The 15,512-nt window shown below is 72.1% G+C and carries 15 protein-coding genes; 5 read left to right on the forward strand and 10 right to left on the reverse strand.

Features of this window, described 5'->3' with window-relative positions:
• Positions 1–24: 24 nt before the first annotated feature.
• Positions 25–633, reverse strand: coding sequence for an NUDIX hydrolase (locus tag ACFFCA_RS10770; RefSeq protein ID WP_375484582.1), 609 nt, complete (start codon positions 631–633; stop codon positions 25–27).
• A gap of 83 nt (positions 634–716) precedes the next feature.
• Between ACFFCA_RS10770 and ACFFCA_RS10775 the strand changes: the two genes are divergently transcribed.
• On the forward strand, positions 717–2,159 hold the full coding sequence (locus tag ACFFCA_RS10775; protein WP_375484584.1) for a CCA tRNA nucleotidyltransferase: 1,443 nt from the start codon (positions 717–719) through the stop codon (positions 2,157–2,159).
• Here ACFFCA_RS10775 and ACFFCA_RS10780 read toward each other — a convergent pair.
• Positions 2,113–3,408 (reverse strand): MFS transporter, encoded by a 1,296-nt coding sequence (locus ACFFCA_RS10780; protein ID WP_375484586.1) that lies wholly within the window; start codon positions 3,406–3,408, stop codon positions 2,113–2,115. The two genes, ACFFCA_RS10775 and ACFFCA_RS10780, sit on opposite strands and share 47 nt — an antisense overlap.
• Positions 3,409–3,486: 78 nt before the next feature.
• On the opposite strand from ACFFCA_RS10780, the gene ACFFCA_RS10785 reads away from it, so the two are divergent.
• A complete protein-coding gene (locus ACFFCA_RS10785) occupies positions 3,487–4,119 on the forward strand; it encodes a YqgE/AlgH family protein (protein WP_375484588.1) in 633 nt (210 codons plus the stop codon).
• Between the two features lie 141 nt (positions 4,120–4,260).
• Here the strand turns inward: ACFFCA_RS10785 and ACFFCA_RS10790 are convergent, their stop codons facing one another.
• The 5 genes from ACFFCA_RS10790 to ACFFCA_RS10810 form a co-directional block, all read right to left on the reverse strand.
• The gene (locus ACFFCA_RS10790; protein WP_375484590.1) at positions 4,261–4,803 is read right to left on the reverse strand and encodes a hypothetical protein; all 543 of its coding nucleotides are present in this window, start codon (positions 4,801–4,803) and stop codon (positions 4,261–4,263) included.
• Positions 4,804–4,940: 137 nt separating this feature from the next.
• Positions 4,941–6,038: an inositol-3-phosphate synthase gene (locus ACFFCA_RS10795; RefSeq protein ID WP_375484592.1), complete on the reverse strand. Its 1,098-nt coding sequence runs from the start codon at positions 6,036–6,038 to the stop codon at positions 4,941–4,943.
• Positions 6,039–6,103: 65 nt separating this feature from the next.
• A complete protein-coding gene (locus ACFFCA_RS10800; RefSeq protein WP_375484594.1) occupies positions 6,104–6,655 on the reverse strand; it encodes a PadR family transcriptional regulator in 552 nt (183 codons plus the stop codon).
• Between the two features lie 154 nt (positions 6,656–6,809).
• Positions 6,810–8,090 (reverse strand): arginine deiminase, encoded by a 1,281-nt coding sequence (locus ACFFCA_RS10805; RefSeq protein WP_375484596.1) that lies wholly within the window; start codon positions 8,088–8,090, stop codon positions 6,810–6,812.
• 19 nt (positions 8,091–8,109) lie between these two features.
• Positions 8,110–8,814, reverse strand: a complete 705-nt coding sequence (locus tag ACFFCA_RS10810) for a TetR/AcrR family transcriptional regulator (protein WP_375484598.1) — start codon at positions 8,812–8,814, stop codon at positions 8,110–8,112.
• A gap of 119 nt (positions 8,815–8,933) precedes the next feature.
• Here ACFFCA_RS10810 and ACFFCA_RS10815 point away from each other — a divergent pair, with 119 nt between their 5' ends.
• From ACFFCA_RS10815 to ACFFCA_RS10825, 3 genes are all read left to right on the forward strand, one after another.
• Entirely contained in the window at positions 8,934–10,241 is a 1,308-nt protein-coding gene (locus tag ACFFCA_RS10815) for an acetyl-CoA C-acetyltransferase (protein WP_375484600.1), read from the forward strand.
• A 139-nt stretch (positions 10,242–10,380) separates the two neighbouring features.
• Positions 10,381–11,718, forward strand: a complete 1,338-nt coding sequence (locus ACFFCA_RS10820; RefSeq protein WP_375484602.1) for a 3-oxoacyl-ACP reductase — start codon at positions 10,381–10,383, stop codon at positions 11,716–11,718.
• Between the two features lie 4 nt (positions 11,719–11,722).
• On the forward strand, positions 11,723–12,571 hold the full coding sequence (locus ACFFCA_RS10825; RefSeq protein ID WP_375484604.1) for a MaoC family dehydratase: 849 nt from the start codon (positions 11,723–11,725) through the stop codon (positions 12,569–12,571).
• 166 nt (positions 12,572–12,737) lie between these two features.
• On the opposite strand, the gene ACFFCA_RS10830 is transcribed toward ACFFCA_RS10825, so the two are convergent.
• From ACFFCA_RS10830 to ACFFCA_RS10840, 3 genes are all read right to left on the reverse strand, one after another.
• Positions 12,738–14,015, reverse strand: a complete 1,278-nt coding sequence (locus ACFFCA_RS10830; RefSeq protein WP_375484606.1) for an MFS transporter — start codon at positions 14,013–14,015, stop codon at positions 12,738–12,740.
• 12 nt (positions 14,016–14,027) lie between these two features.
• Positions 14,028–14,192 carry a hypothetical protein gene (locus ACFFCA_RS10835; RefSeq protein WP_375484608.1) on the reverse strand — a complete coding sequence of 55 codons (165 nt, stop codon included), beginning with the start codon at positions 14,190–14,192 and terminating at the stop codon, positions 14,028–14,030.
• Positions 14,193–14,294: 102 nt separating this feature from the next.
• Complete coding sequence (locus ACFFCA_RS10840) at positions 14,295–15,395, reverse strand: M48 family metallopeptidase (RefSeq protein ID WP_375484610.1); 1,101 nt, start codon at positions 15,393–15,395, stop codon at positions 14,295–14,297.
• Positions 15,396–15,512: the final 117 nt, after the last annotated feature.

Below are 15,512 nucleotides of genomic sequence, written 5' to 3' on the forward strand. Positions count from 1 at the left end.
CCCTTGTCGCTCCGCAAGCGTCGCTCACGCGCTGTCGGCGAGCAACCTGCCCGCAGTGTCGACGAGGCCGCGCTCGTCGGGGTAGGCGAGCTGACCACGGATCTCGGGCAGCGGCACCCAGGCGACCTCGTCGACCTCGACGTCGGCGTCGGAGAGTTCCCCGCCGGTGCGCCGCATCAGGTAGTGCCGCACGGTCTTGTGGATCCGCCGGCCCTCGGCCACGAACCAGAAGTCGATGGTGCCGAGCTCGGCCACGATGATCCCGGCGATGCCGGTCTCCTCCTCGACCTCGCGGACGGCCGCCTGCTCGGCGGTCTCCCCGGCCTCGATGTGGCCCTTCGGCAGCGACCACAGCAGCCGTCCGTGACGGTCGGTACGGCCGATGAGGGCCCCGCGCGGGATCTCCCCGGCGAGGTCCAGGACGAGTCCGCCGGCGCTGAACTCGTCGACCTGACGCAGCCAGCGGCGCGGCCGGCGCCGGCGGCGCGACCCGGATTCGCCGCTCGAGCCGGCGCCGCCCGAGCCCGTGCCGCCGGATTTCGGGCCACCCGAGCCCCGCGACGAGGCGCTGCCGCGCGGGTGACCCGAGTGCGGTCCCGGCCGGGGTGGCAGCTGTTCGGGACCCGGGGACATGCCGCGATGGTAACCGGCGGGTGGGTACGCTGGCCGTCCGTGACACCGCATGAGGGCCGATCCGGATGCCGGCGGCCCGCCCGATGAGCGCCACGTCGGCCGCGTCCCCGGCCGAGCTGGTGCCGGTGCCCCCCGCCGCCGCCGAGCTGGGCCGGGTGTTCGCCGCCGCCGGCCACGAGCTGCACCTCGTCGGGGGTCCGGTGCGCGACGCGCTGATGGGCCGCGCCTGTGCGGACCTGGACTTCGCCACGGACGCCCGGCCGGAGCGCATCCGCGCCCTCGTCGAGCCTATCGCGTCCGCGGTCTGGACCACCGGCATCGCCTTCGGGACGGTCGGTGCGCAGGTGCACGGGGTGCCGTGCGAGATCACGACCTTCCGGGCCGACCGCTACGACCGGGTCAGCCGCAACCCGGAGGTCGCCTGGGGCGACACGCTCACCGACGACCTGCGCCGCCGGGACTTCACCATGAACGCGATGGCCGTGTCGGTGACGGCCGACGCGCCCACCGACCGGGTCTTCAGCGACCCCTTCGGCGGCCTGGCCGACCTCGCCCGCGGCGTGCTGCGGACCCCGGGTACCCCGCAGGAGTCCTTCGCCGACGACCCCTTGCGGATGCTGCGCGCCGCCCGGTTCGTGTCGACGCTGGGGGTCACCGTCGACCCCGCCGTCCGCGCGGCGATGACCGACATGGCGGCGGAACTGGGCCGGATCACCCCCGAGCGGGTGCTGGCCGAGCTGACCAAGCTCCTGCTCGGGGCGCACCCCCGCACCGGGCTCGAGACGCTGGTGGACACCGGGCTGGCCGACGTGGTGCTTCCCGAACTGCCGGCGCTGCGGATGGCCGCCGACGAGCACGGCCAGCACAAGGACGTCTACGCCCACACCCTGCAGGTGCTGGACCAGGCCATCGACCTGGAGCAGGACGGGCCGGACCTCGTGCTCCGGTGGGCGGCCCTGATGCACGACATCGGCAAGCCGGCCACCCGGGAGTTCCTGCCCGGCGGGCGGGTGACGTTCCACCACCACGAGGTCGTCGGCGCTCGGATGGCCCGTGACCGGCTCCGCGCGTTGCGGGCCGGCAAGGAGCTCATCGACGAGGTCCGCCAGCTCGTCTTCCTGCACCTGCGCTTCTACGGCTACCGCAGCAGCCAGTGGACGGACTCGGCCGTCCGCCGCTACGTCGTCGACGCCGGGCCGCTGCTGCCCCGGCTGAACAAGCTGGTCCGCTCCGACTGCACCACCCGCAACCGTCGCAAGGCGGCGGCGCTGTCGTCGGCGTACGACACCCTCGAGCAGCGCATCGCCCAGCTGCAGGAGCAGGAGCAGCTCGACGCCGTCCGTCCGGACCTCGACGGCAACGAGATCATGCGGCTGCTCGACATCCCACCGGGGCCGCTGGTGGGCCGGGCCTACAAGCACCTGCTCGAGGTGCGGATGCAGGAGGGCCCGCTGGAGCACGACGCCGCGGTGGCCGAGCTCAGACGCTGGTACGCAGAGCACGGACCCGGCGCGTCGACCGGCTGACGTAGAGCACGGCCGCCAGCGCCCAGCCGGCGGTGAGCGCCCCCACGGCCACCGGGCTGCGGCCGCTCTCGGGCAGCGCCAGCGCGGTGATGGTGGCCGCCAGCACGAGCGCCACGTTGAACAGCATGTCGTAGAGCGCGAACACCCGGCCGCGGAACGCGTCGGGGACGTCGTGCTGGATGACGGTGTCGACGCTGATCTTGATGCACTGCGAGGTGAAGGCCAGCAGCAGGGCGGACAGCAGCAGCCACGGCATCGAGAACGCGAGCCCGCAGACGACCTCGACGACGGCGCTGGCCAGCAGCATGACCCCGGGCCACACGGCCGGACCGAAGCGACGGAACCCCGTGGGCGTGATGAAGGAGGCCAGGCCGCCCCCGATCGCCACACCGATGACGATCTGGCTGAGCCCGGCGAGCCCGGCCCGGAAGACGCCGTCGCTGGTGAAGTAGTTGCGGTACAGCAGCACCGTCGTGACGGTCCAGACGCCGTAGAGCAGGCGATGGACCGCGATCATCGCCAGCCCGTTCTCGACCCGCGGGACGGAGCGAACGGTACGGGCGCCGGCGGCCAGCCCCCGGACGACCTCGCGCGGGGTCTCCCGGCGTCGCCGCTCGTCCTCCGACGGGCCGAGGTCACGCAGGCCGAAGCGGAGTGCGGCGAGGGCGGCCAGGCCGTAGGGGATGACGGCCAGCGCGGCGACCGCGGCGTAGTCGGCGTCGCCGGTGCCGAGCAGGGTGCGGATGCCGATGGCCGCGCCGCCACCCAGTGCCGCCGCGACCGTCCCGGCGGTGGAGGTCAGCGCGTTCGCCGTCACCAGCTCGGCCTCGTCCACGACGCGGGGCAGCGCGGCGGACAGCGTCGAGAGCACGAACCGGCTCAGGGAGATGACCACCAGACCGGAGGCGTAGAAGGCGACCCCCTGCACGCCGGCGGCCAGCTCGGCGGCGACGCCCAGCACCGCGACGCCCCGCACGAGGTTGCCGACGGCCAGCACGCGGCGGCGCCACCAGCGGTCGATGAGCACGCCGGCGAACGGGCCGATGACCGAGTACGGCAACAGCAGCACGGCGAACGCGGCGGCGACGTCGGCGGCATGCCCGGCCCGTTGCGGGTCGAACAGCACCGCGCCGGCGAGGCTGGCCTGGAACACGCCGTCACCGACCTGGCCGGCGAGGCGGACCCGGAACAGCCTGCGGAAGCCCGGGTGGGCGAGCGCCGCGAGCAGGTGATGCGATCGCAGGGCCACGACACGAGTCTCCCAGTCGCGAGCGTGCGCGCGGCGGGTGCGCTGGCCGCGAGCGCCCGCACGGACCACAATGCGGCCATGGAGTCGGCGGACTGGGCGGCGGTGAAGGGGGTCGAGCCTGCCGCCGGGCGGTTGCTCGTGGCCACGCCGCTGCTGACCGACGCGCACTTCCGTCGCACCGTCGTCTATTTACTCGAGCACGACGGCGGCGGCACGGTCGGGGTGATCCTGAACCGGCCGAGCCACACCCCCGTCGGCCAGGTGCTGCCGGACTGGCACGACGCGGTCAGCGGCCCGGCCGTCGTGTTCGGCGGCGGCCCGGTGCAGCCCGACGGGGCGCTGTGCCTCGGCCTGCTCGACCGCGACACCGACGCCGACGACCCCGCGCTCATCGAGGAGCGACCGGACGGGCAGCACGACGCTGACGGACGGCACGAGGTGGTCGACGGGGTGTCCACCGTCGATCTGGACGGCGACGTCACCGTCATCGCCCCGCTGGCCCGCAGCCTGCGGGTCTTCGCCGGCCATGCCGGCTGGTCGCCGGGCCAGCTCGAGCACGAACTGGATGAGGGCGCCTGGTGGGTGTTGCCCGGCGGTCCGGACGACCTGTTCAGCGAGCAGCCGCGGCGCATGTGGGCCCACGTGCTGCGTCGCCAGCCCCCGCCGCTGTCGCTGGTGTCGACCTTCCCGCCCGACGTCAGCGTCAACTGATCCTGCGCCGCCACGAGTTGTCCGCGCCCACACGAGGGGTAGCTCGTCTGAGCGCGGACAACTCTCGGCGCCGATACGAGTTGTCCGCGCCCGGACGCGATACAGCACGTCTGAGCGCGGACAACTCGGGAGGTGATCGCCTCAGGCGGCGACCAGCTGCTCGGCGGCCGGGTGCTGCGCCTCGGCCCGCTCGACCCGCTTGGCCTGCTCGCTGCGGGCCACGATGATGCCGACGCGGACCACGACCTCGCCGAGCGCCATCAGCACCAGGCCGGTCTGCCAGACGTCGCCGCTGGTGATGTGGTGGGCGATGCTGTAGTCGCGCAGCCAGTCCTTGCCGGAGCCGTAGCTGATCCAGACCAGGAACGCCATCCGGGCGCCCATGCTGGCCACCCAGAGCGAGGCGGCGACGAGGCCGGCGCGGGCGTAGCCGTGGCCGGCCGCGGCCCGGACGTGGGTCGCGAAGCCACCGGCGACGCCGAGTGCGACGCCCAGCGCGGTCAGGCCGGCGACGTAGGCGACGTTGTTGCCGTCGGTCGGGATCGAGGTCAGGTAGTGCGACGCGGTGTAGGCCACGATGCCCACCGGGATCAGCACGAAGCGGCGGTCGATGCGGGCCTCGCGGATCTGTCGGAGCACGATGACGATGAGGACGATGTCGATGATCCAGTCGGTGGTTGTCATGACCAGAACTCTCGTCCGAAAGGACGGGCGGCGAATCAACCCGCGGGTTGAGTCCGGGTGGAGAAACACTGAAGGCCGGCCCCCGAGGGGACCGGCCTTCGTCGTGCCTTCGTCGTGCGTGGTGCTGGTGCGATCGCTCAGCGCTCGACGGTGCCGTCGATGAAGTCCTGCACGGCCTTCTTCGCCTCGTCGTCGAAGTACTGCACCGGCGGGGACTTCATGAAGTAGCTCGACGCCGAGAGCAGCGCGCCGCCGATGCCACGGTCCTTGGCGATCTTCGCTGCGCGGAGCGCGTCGATGATGATGCCGGCCGAGTTGGGGGAGTCCCACACCTCGAGCTTGTACTCGAGGTTCAGCGGGACGTCGCCGAACGTCTTGCCCTCGAGGCGGACGAAGGCCCACTTGCGGTCGTCGAGCCACGCGACGTAGTCCGACGGGCCGATGTGCACGTTGCGGGCGCCCATGTCGCGGTCGGGGACCTGCGAGGTGACCGACTGGGTCTTGGAGATCTTCTTGGACTCCAGGCGGTCGCGCTCGAGCATGTTCTTGAAGTCCATGTTGCCGCCGACGTTGAGCTGGTAGGTGCGCTGCACCTCGACGCCGCGGTCCTCGAACAGCTTGGTGAGCACGCGGTGCGTGATGGTCGCGCCGACCTGGCTCTTGATGTCGTCGCCGACGATCGGGACGCCGGCGTCGGCGAACTTCTGCGCCCACTCCGGGGTGCTGGCGATGAACACCGGCAGCGCGTTGACGAACGCGACCTGGGCGTCGATGGCGCACTGCGCGTAGAACTTCGCGGCGGCCTCGGAGCCGACGGGCAGGTAGCAGATCAGGACGTCGGCCCGGGTCTCCTTGAGAGCGGCGACGATGTCGACCGGGGTCTCGTCGGACTCGGTGATGGTCTCGCGGTAGTACTTGCCGAGGCCGTCGAGGGTGTGGCCGCGCTGCACGGGCACGTCGAGCTGCGGGACGTCGCAGATCTTGATCGTGTTGTTCTCGCTGGCCTCGATGGCCTGCGAGAGGTCGAGGCCGACCTTCTTGGAATCGACGTCGAACGCGGCGACGAACTCGATGTCGCTGACGTGGTAGTCGCCGAAGGTCACGTGCATCAGGCCGGGGACCTTCTGCGTCGGGTCGGCGTCGCGGTAGAAGTGGACGCCCTGGACCAGGGATGCAGCGCAGTTGCCCACACCGACGATGGCGACCCGGATGCTTCCGGTGGATTGCGAACCCATCTGGGCTCCTCCTTCGTGGTTGTTGTTGATGTGACGTGCTGGGACGGTGACGTGCTGGGTGGTGCTCAGCGGTCGCGCGGGGGCGCGTCCGAGCGCTCGTGCTCGATGAGCTCGTCGAGCCACCGGACCTCGCGGTCCACGGCCTCGAGCCCGTGTTGGTGCAGCTCCCGGGTGTACCGGTCGACACGTTGGCCGGTACGGGTGAGAGCTGAGGTCATGCCGTCGCGCTGTTCCTCGACCCGGCGACGCCGGCCTTCGAGGATCCGCAGCCGGATGTCCGACCGCGTCTGGGCGAAGAAGGCCAGGCGCGCGCCGAAGCCCTCCTCCTCGAACGCGTCGGGCCCGACCTCGGCCAGCAGTTCGGCGAGGTGCTCCTTGCCGTCGGCGGTGAGGCGGTAGACCCGCTTGCCGCGACGGGAGCGTCCCGAGGCCGCGGTGTCCTCGGTCGGCGACTCGTCGTAGATCCACCCGGCCTCGGAGAGCTTGCGGAGGGTCGGGTAGAGCGAGCCGTAGGAGAAGGCCCGGAAGGTGCCGAGCAGGCCGGAGAGCCGCTTGCGCAGCTCGTACCCGTGCATCGGGCTCTCGTTCAGCAGCCCGAGGACGGCGATCTCCAACACGCGATCGCCCCCGCTCCGAGTTCGGTGGCCCGTGTCGACGGGCCCCGGTTGTGGCCAGGCCGAACGTCTCGGCCTGATGTATCAGCACGATACATCAGTCAGCCACCATTCGGACAACCGTCACCCTTCGTTCACCCGGAACGTGGTGTGCGGCTCACCCCACGGGGTCACGAAACACCGGGTCGCGGACGACGGGGCAGGTCATGCACCGTGCCCCGCCGCGGCCGCGGCCCAGCTCGCCGCCCGAGATGGCCAGCACCTCGATGCCGGCCGCCTCGAGCAGGGCGTTGGTGACGGTGTTGCGGTCGTAGCCGACGACCACGCCGGGCTCGACCGCCAGGTAGTTGTTGCCGTCGCTCCACTGCTCGCGTTCGGCGGCCCGGCTGTCCGCGCCGGCGCGCAGGATCGTCACCGTGTCGACCTGCAGCGCGTCGGTCAGCACGGCCTGCAGCGAGGGCGCCGCCTCGACGTGCAGCGGCTCGGACTCGTCGTGGCCGGGGGTCACCGTCCAGGCCCGGGCCTGATCGAGGTCGAGCTGCGGGTAGGCGACGAAACTCGCGCGGTCGACCATGGTCAGGACGGTGTCCAGGTGCATCATGGCCCGCGCCTGGGGCAGGTCGAGGGCGATGACGAGATGGGCGGTGCCGGTGGTGAACAGCCGCCGGGCCAGCAGCTCGACCGCGCTCGGCGTGGTGCGCTCGCCCATGCCGATCAGCACCACCCCGGGCGCCACGACCAGCAGGTCGCCGCCCTCGAGCGTGGCCGGGCGGTGGTCACGGTCGTCGTCGCCCCAGAACAGGTGGAAGTCCGCGTCGCGGAACAGTGGGTGGTAGCGGTAGACGGCCCGCGTGTGGATCGACTCGCGCTGACGGGCCAGCTTGGCCATCGGGTTGACGGTGACGCCCGCCCCGATCCACGCGGAGTTGTCGCGCTGGAACAGCGTGTTCGGCAGCGGCGGCAACACGATGTCGTCGTCGCCGTAGGCCTGCCAGCGCAGCCCGGTCAGCGCGCCTCGGGTGAAGTCGGACTTCAGGATCCCGCCGATCAGCAGCCCGGCGAGGGTCCGTGCGTCGACGTCGTCGAACAGCCTGCGCAGCGAGTGCGCCATCTGCTCGCCGAAGCGCTCGGCGGTGCAGGTGCGCTCGCTCACGAAGTGCCGGCCGTCCGGGGTGTCGAGGGCGCCGGCCAGCAGTTCCTCGAACCGGTGCACGGTTGCGCCTCGTCCGGTGAGGACGTCGACGAACTGGTCGTGCTCCTCCCGGGCCCGCGCGGCCCACGGCACGTCGTCGAAGAGCAGGGCGTGCATGTTCGTCGGCGTCAGGCGGTCGAGCTCGCGTCCGGGCCGGTGGGTGATGACGTGCCGCAGGTGCCCGACCTCGGACTCCAGCTGCGGACGCAGGACGTCGGCCGCTGCATGCGGGCCACGTTGGGTCATGGCCGTCGGTCTACCCCGATCACGCGTCGGCGTCGGCGGGCAGTGGCGCGAAGATCCCCGGTGCGGGCCGGGGGTCGACCTGCTGGCCGGCGCCCTGCAGCACACCGGCGACGCCGCCCCAGAGCAGGGCGCTGAGGTAGTCGCGCAGCTCGTCACGGGTCATCACGTCCGGGTGCTCGATCCACCACAGGCTGGCGGCCTCGATGAAGCCGACGATGGCCTCGCCCCACGGGCGGGCGCCACGGGGGTCCAGGCCCACCTCGGCCAGGCGCCGGCCCAGCGAGGTGGTCAGCACCTCGGCCACCGGACGGGCGAACTCGAACGCGGTGGGCTCGCCGGGACGGGCCTCGTGCAGCGACCGGTGGGACGTGACGAACTGGAACAGCTCGGGGTTGTCGGCGAGCAGCTGCAGGTAGGCGTCGATGGACGCCGCGACCAGCACCTGCGGCTCGGCCTCGTCCTGCACGCGCTGCAGCGCGCGGGCGATCACCCCGATGACGCGCTCGCCGAGGGCCCGGTAGAGCTCGTTCTTGTCCGCGAAATAGCGGTAGATCACCGGCTTGCTGGTGCGCGCCGCGGCCGCGATCTGGTCCATGCCGGCGTCGGTGCCGAACTCCTTGATGGCCACGACAGCCGCGTCGATGAGCTGCTCACGGCGCGCGGCGCGGTGGTCGTCCCACCGGGAGCTGCGGCCGTCGGTCCAGCCGACGTCGCGATCGACCATGTCCGCTCCCTCGTCCTGGGTAGGCCGCTGTTCGCCCGACCACACCAGCTTTCCGTGACCCAAAGTAGCCGATACCGTGGTTACCAGGCAGTAGCCGATCCGGCTGCCGCAGTTGTCGTATGGGGGAGAGTGCCGTGACCACCCGCCAGGCCGCCGTCGTCGGTGGCAACCGCATCCCGTTCGCCCGCTCGAACGGCCCGTACGCGCACGCCAGCAACCAGGACATGCTCACCGCCACGCTGGACGGGCTCGTCGCCCGCTTCGGCCTGCAGGACGAGCGCCTCGGCGAGGTCGCCGCGGGCGCAGTGCTCAAGCACAGCCGCGACTTCAACCTGACCCGGGAGGCGGTGCTGGGTTCGCGGCTGTCCGCCGACACGCCCGCCTACGACGTCCAGCAGGCCTGCGGCACGGGCCTGGAGACGGTCATCCTGACCGCGAACAAGATCGCGCTGGGCCAGATCGACTCGGCGGTCGCGGCCGGGGTCGACACCACCTCGGACGCCCCGATCGCCGTCAACGAGGAGCTGCGCGCGGTGCTGCTCGAGGCCAACCGCGCCAAGACCCTCGCCGGTCGCCTCAAGGCGCTCGGCGGGCTGCGTCCGAACCAGCTCGCACCGGCCATCCCGCAGAACCTCGAGCCGCGCACCGGGCTGTCCATGGGCGAGCACCAGGCCGTGACCACGCGGGAGTGGGGCATCACCCGCGAGGCGCAGGACGAGCTCGCCGCCGCGTCGCACCGGAACCTGGCCGCCGCCTACGAGCGCGGGTTCCAGGACGACCTCATCACCCCGTTCCTCGGGCTGTCGCGCGACCAGAACCTGCGGGGCGACTCCACCGTCGAGAAGCTCGCCAAGCTCTCGCCTGCTTTCGGCAAGAGCTACGGCGACGAGGCGACGATGACCGCCGGCAACTCGACGCCGCTCACGGACGGCGCGTCGGCCGTTCTGCTCGCCAGCGACGAGTGGGCCGCCGAGCACCACCTGCCGGTACTCGCGCACGTGGTCGACGCCGAGACCGCCGCCGTGGACTACGTGCACGGCGACAAGAAGTACGACGGCCTGCTCATGGCCCCGGTCTACGCGGTGCCGCGCCTGCTGGCCCGCAACAAGCTGACCTTCGACGACTTCGACTTCATCGAGATCCACGAGGCCTTCGCCGGCACCGTGCTCGCCACGATGAAGGCGTGGGAGGACCCGGAGTTCGGCCGCGCCCGGCTCGGGCTCGCCGGGTCCTTCGGCTCGGTCGACCGCAGCCGGCTCAACGTCAACGGCTCGTCGCTCGCCGCGGGTCACCCGTTCGCCGCGACCGGCGGGCGCATCGTCGCCGCGCTGGCGAAGATGCTGCACGAGAAGGGATCGGGGCGTGGGTTGATCTCGATCTGCGCGGCCGGTGGCCAGGGCGTCACCGCCATCCTGGAAGCCAACTAGGCCTCGAAGCCCACTGGGCCCCGACGCCAACTTGGTCTCGAAGCCCACTGGGCCCCGACGCCAACTTGGTCTCGAAGCCAACTAGGCCTCGAAGCCAACTGAGCAACGAAGCAAACGCAGAGAGAAGGCCAGCTCACTCATGTCCGACCGGTACCTGTCGCTCGTCAACTCCTCCGTGGGCTCGGCCGTCGCCTCGCGCGTCGGCCTGCCGCAGCCCTCGGTGCTGCGCCGCTTCCGGTCCGGTGACCCGTTGCTGCCCGGCGCGGTGCTGCTCGGCTCGACCGCGGGCCGTCCGGCCGCGGCGCTGAAGAAGCTGATCACGCAGGCCGGGGTCGAGGTCGTCGACGACATCGACAAGGTGTTCGACGGTGAGAAGGTCGCGGCCGTCGTGCTCGACGCCCGCTCGGTCGCCGCGCCGGCCGACCTCGCGGCGCTGCGGGCGTTCCTCGCGCCCGGCGTCAAGGCGCTCGGCCCGTCCGGCCGGGTCATCGTCCTCGGGTTGCCCGCCGACGGCGCCGACATCGCCGTCGACGCCACCCGGCAGGCGCTCGACGGCATCGTCCGCTCGCTGGCCAAGGAGCTGCGCCGCGGCGCCACCGCGAACCTGCTGTGGGTGGCCGACGAGGCGTCGCTGGCGTCGGCGCTGCGCTTCCTGCTGTCCGGTCGCTCGGCGTACGTCGACGGGCAGCCGCTGCTGCTCGGCCCCGGTACCGCCCCGGCGCCGGACGACTGGGACCAGCCGCTGGCGGGCAAGACCGCCCTGGTCACCGGTGCCGCACGCGGGATCGGCGCGGCCATCGCCGGCGTGCTGGCCCGCGACGGCGCGAACGTCGTCGTCGCCGACCTCACCCAGGCCGGTGAGGCGCTGGCCAAGGTCGCCAACCAGGTCGGCGGCACCGCGCTGCACCTCGACGTCGCCGCGGCCGACGCGCCGCAGCGCCTGCTCGAGCACCTGCACTCGCACACCGACGGTCTCGACATCCTCGTGCACAACGCCGGCATCACCCGCGACAAGCTGATGGCCAACATGAAGCCCGAGCAGTGGGACTCGGTCATCGCCGTCAACCTGCAGTCGCAGCTGTCGGTCAACGCGGCGCTGCTCGACAGCGACCAGCTCAACGACGGCTCGCGCGTCGTCTGCCTGTCGTCCACCACCGGGTTCTCGGGCAACCGCGGCCAGACGAACTACGGCGCCACCAAAGCCGGCGTCATCGGCCTGGTCCGGTCGTCGGCGGCGTCGTTCGCCGCGCACGGGGCGTCGACGATCAATGCCGTCGCACCGGGGTTCATCGACACCGAGATGACGGCCAAGATGCCCCTGGCTACCCGCGAGGTCGCCCGCCGGCTGTCGTCGCTGCAGCAGGCGGGCCTGCCGGTCGACGTCGCCGAGGCGGTGTCGTGGCTGTCGTCGCCCGGCGCGGGTGGCGTCAACGGCCAGGTGCTGCGGGTGTGCGGGCAGAACCTCGTCGGGGCCTGACGCCGTGCCGGCGCTGACCTCGCCCCCGTCGCTGCTGCCGCTGTACGCGCGCGCCGCGGTCACCGGGCCGCTGCACCGCGGCGACACCCTGCCCGACTCGACGTACACACTCGCGGACCAGGCGATCTCACGCGCACACCTGCAGGCCTACGCCGACGTGTGCGGGTTCCGCGTCTCCGACGTCCTGCCGCCGACCTACCTGCACGTGCTCGCGTTCCCGCTGTCGGTGGCGCTGATGACCGAGGCGGCGTTCCCGTTCCCGCTCGTCGGCCTGGTGCACGTCAACAACGTCATCACCGTGCGCCGGCGGGTGACCGCGGACGAGACGTTCTCGTTCTCGGTGCGGGCCGACAACCTGCGTCCGCACCCGGCCGGGCGCCAGCTCGACCTGCTCGCCGACGTGACCGTCGACGGCGAGACCGTCTGGACCGGCCGCAGCACCTACCTGCGCCGGGGCGGCGCGTCGTCGAAGGACGGCGGCAAGCGACCACGCACCGAGCTCGGACCGCAGCAGGGCCCGACCGTGCAGCTGCGGGTGCCGGGCGACGTCGGCCGCCGCTACGGTGCGGTCTCGGGCGACCGCAACCCGATCCACCTGCACCCGTTGTCGGCCCGGCTGTTCGGCTTCCCGTCGGCGATCGGGCACGGCATGTGGCTGGCGGCGCGGACCCTGGCCTCGCTCGAGGGACGCCTGCCGGACGCCTTCACCAACGAGGTGGCGTTCAAGCTGCCCGTGCCGCTGCCCTCGACGGTGTCGATCGGTGCGGTGCCGGTCGACGGTGGCTGGGACCTCGACGTGCGCGCCGCTCGCTCCGGCAAGCCGCACCTCGCCGGGACCGTCCGCCGCTCCTGACGACGACGACCACCACCGCCACCGCCACCGCCACTGCCACTGCCACCACGAGTTGTCCGCGCTCCGGCGAGCCGGGACGCGCGGAAGGGCGGACAACCCGAGCGGCGTTTCGGAGTTGTCCGCGCCAAGACGAGCCGGGACGCGACGGAGCGCGGACAACTCGGGTTCACGGCGCGTGCGGGGCGTCTGAGTCCGCGTCTGCGTCCGCGTCCGCGTCTGAGTCCGCGTGCGCGATGTGGGCGAGCTGGCGCCACAGCAGCACCAGGAACAGCGCCGACCCGGCGAAGCCGAACCAGAACGGCGCAGTCAGCCCGATGTGCTCGGCCAGCAACCCGCCGATCCCCGAGCCGATGACCAGCCCGCCGAAGGTGCCGACCGTGTTGACGCTGTTGACCCGTCCCTGCAGCCCGTGCGGGACGGCCCGCTGCCGGACCGTCGCCGACGTCGTGCTCCAGACGAAGGCGTGGGCGCCGAAGACGAAGAACGTCGGCAGCGCCACCGCGGGCGAGGTTGTCACGGCCAGCACGAGGTGCGTGAACGTCTCGATGACCAGGCCGATGCGCATGATCGCGCCCAGGCTCACATGCCGGACGAGGCGGCCGTACCCCGCCGTCCCCAGCAGCCCGCCGGCGGCCTCGACGGTCGTGATCAGCCCGAAACCGACGGCCCCCAGGCCCAGGCGGTCCCGCGAGTAGAGCACCAGTACCGACCAGGCGGCACCGAACGTCAGGTTGAAGACGAAGATCGTCAGCACCAGCGTGCGCACAGCCGCATGCCGGCGCACCCAGCCGAAACCGGCCCGGACGTCGGCCCGCACGGTCCGCGTCGACGGCGCCTGCAGCGGCGGCAGCACCAGGCGGGACACGAACAGCACCCCGGCGGCGACGAGCACCGCCTGACCGGCGAACGGCAGGACCATCCCGGCCGCGAACAGGGCGGCGCCGACGGGTGGACCGATGAGCCGGTTCACCGTGATGAAGCCGAACATCAACCGCGGCTGGGCGAGGACGAGGTCGTCGCGGCTGACGACCATGGGCAGCAGCGTGGCGGTGGTGTTGTCGCCGAAGACCTCGGCGACGCCGAGCGCGAACAGCAGCCCGAGCACCACGGCGATCGACACCGTGTGGGTGACGATCGACAGCGCGAGCAGGGCCAGGATGCCCACCCGGACCAGGTCGGCGCTGATGACGATGAGCCGGCGGTCGAGCCGGTCGGACAGCGCCCCGGCGGACAGGCCGAACAGCAGCGGCGCGAGCCACTGCAGCGAGGCGGCGCTGGCGATGAGGAACGCGTTGTGCGTCTGCGAGGCGACGAGCAGGGGTCCGGCGGCGACCGCGATGCCGTCACCGAGGTTGCTCGTCCACGACGACGCGAGCAACCGGCGGAAGTTGGCGCCGAACCGGCTGGGGGCGACGAGCTCGAACAGTGCTCCCGCGACGCCCACAAGACGTCGAGGCTAGCGCTTGAGGATGCCTCGTCGTCGGCCCTCGCCGGCCAGGGTGAACCCGAACAGCACCAGGGCGATGACGAACAGGAAGAACAGGCCCTTGATCAGGAAACCGACGATGCCCATCAGGACCCAGATCGCGAGCAGGGCCAGCAACACCTTGCCGACGTTCATCGCTCCTCCTGTCCGGGCCGGGGGCCCGTCACCGTGTTCAACCCCCGAGTCGCCCGCCGGGTTCCCGGGTGGTGCGTCGGCCGCCGACGCTAATCGCCGATGTCAGACGCCGGGCTCAGGCTCTGGGTCCGGACCGGCACCGGTCTCGCCGCGGTGATCGGCGTGCCGACCCGACGTCTCCGGGCCGCGGGCCATCCGGCTGAACCAGTCGACGACGCTCTCGGCCGCGGTGCCCACCGTCGCCCCGACCCCGCGCACCGCACCCACCAACGGGTCGGTCGACTCCTCGATGCGGGTGCGGTAGGCCCGCGCCGCCTCCTTCGCCGTCTCGCCGAAGGATGCCTCGCGGTCGTCGGATCGCAGCGGGTAGTCGCCGGCCACGATGCGCCCGAACTCCTCGGAGCTGGCCCACCGCTGGATCTCGGCGGCCCGCACGACGGAGAAGGGATGGCTGGTGCGTTCGGTGTTGAGCAGCTTCAGCACGCCGTCGCGCAGGTCGCCGGCGCTCTCGTACTCCTGCGCCTGGGCCAGGAACGCGTCGGCGTCGATGCGGTCGAGGTGCGCGCCGCCGGCCAGCTTCATCTGCAACCGCAGCGCCGCGTCGACGTCCTGGCTGGCGAGCAACCCGGCCCGGTCGCCGGACAGCTCGGCCTTGCGTTCCCACTCGCGCAGGGCCGCGATCAGCGCGCGCAGGCCGAGCCCGCCCGCGGGCACCCAGCCGAACGAGCCGGCCAGGTTGAGCAGATGCATGAGCAGCGACTGGTACAGCGCGTGCCCGGACATCGCGTGCCCGAGCTCGTGGCCGAGCACGACGCGCCGCTCCGCGTCGTCGGTGAGTTCGTAGAGCCCGCTGGTGACCGCGATGAACGGACGGTCGACGCCCAGCGTGACGGCGTTCGGCATCGGGTCGTTGACGACGTACAGCTCGGGACGCTCCGGTGCGTCGAGCACGCCGACGACCTCGGTGAGCAACGCGTCGAGGTCGGGGAACTGCCGCGGACCGACCCGGACCGACGAGGCCAGGTAGGCCAGCCGGTACTGCCGCTCGCGCAGCATGCCCGACGCCAGCCGGATCAGCTGGTCGAAGCCCGGTACGGAACGTAGCGCGGTGAGCGCGGCCCGGTCGGCGGGGTGTTCGAAGGCACGGGAACTGATACCGGTGAGGACGGCGCGGCCCGCGGCGTCGACCGAGGGTTCGCTCATACCGGCAACCTAGCGGACGGCACCGCACCGGCTCCCTCCGGTGATCAACTGCGGACACGGGTCGAATAGTCGCCGGGATCCGCAATCGATCACCTGAGTTTGGGGAGGGGGTGGGGG

It is taken from the genome of uncultured Jatrophihabitans sp. (assembly GCF_964252635.1).
GTDB lineage: Bacteria > Actinomycetota > Actinomycetes > Mycobacteriales > Jatrophihabitantaceae > Jatrophihabitans.

Coding starts and splice junctions, on each gene's coding strand:
- ACFFCA_RS10770 (WP_375484582.1), bottom strand. CDS start 633: ATGTCCCCGGGTCCCGAACAGCTGCCACCCCGGCCGGGACCGCACTCG.
- ACFFCA_RS10775 (WP_375484584.1), top strand. CDS start 717: ATGAGCGCCACGTCGGCCGCGTCCCCGGCCGAGCTGGTGCCGGTGCCC.
- ACFFCA_RS10785 (WP_375484588.1), top strand. CDS start 3,487: ATGGAGTCGGCGGACTGGGCGGCGGTGAAGGGGGTCGAGCCTGCCGCC.
- ACFFCA_RS10790 (WP_375484590.1), bottom strand. CDS start 4,803: ATGACAACCACCGACTGGATCATCGACATCGTCCTCATCGTCATCGTG.
- ACFFCA_RS10795 (WP_375484592.1), bottom strand. CDS start 6,038: ATGGGTTCGCAATCCACCGGAAGCATCCGGGTCGCCATCGTCGGTGTG.
- ACFFCA_RS10805 (WP_375484596.1), bottom strand. CDS start 8,090: ATGACCCAACGTGGCCCGCATGCAGCGGCCGACGTCCTGCGTCCGCAG.
- ACFFCA_RS10810 (WP_375484598.1), bottom strand. CDS start 8,814: ATGGTCGATCGCGACGTCGGCTGGACCGACGGCCGCAGCTCCCGGTGG.
- ACFFCA_RS10815 (WP_375484600.1), top strand. CDS start 8,934: ATGGGGGAGAGTGCCGTGACCACCCGCCAGGCCGCCGTCGTCGGTGGC.
- ACFFCA_RS10820 (WP_375484602.1), top strand. CDS start 10,381: ATGTCCGACCGGTACCTGTCGCTCGTCAACTCCTCCGTGGGCTCGGCC.
- ACFFCA_RS10835 (WP_375484608.1), bottom strand. CDS start 14,192: ATGAACGTCGGCAAGGTGTTGCTGGCCCTGCTCGCGATCTGGGTCCTG.
- ACFFCA_RS10840 (WP_375484610.1), bottom strand. CDS start 15,395: ATGAGCGAACCCTCGGTCGACGCCGCGGGCCGCGCCGTCCTCACCGGT.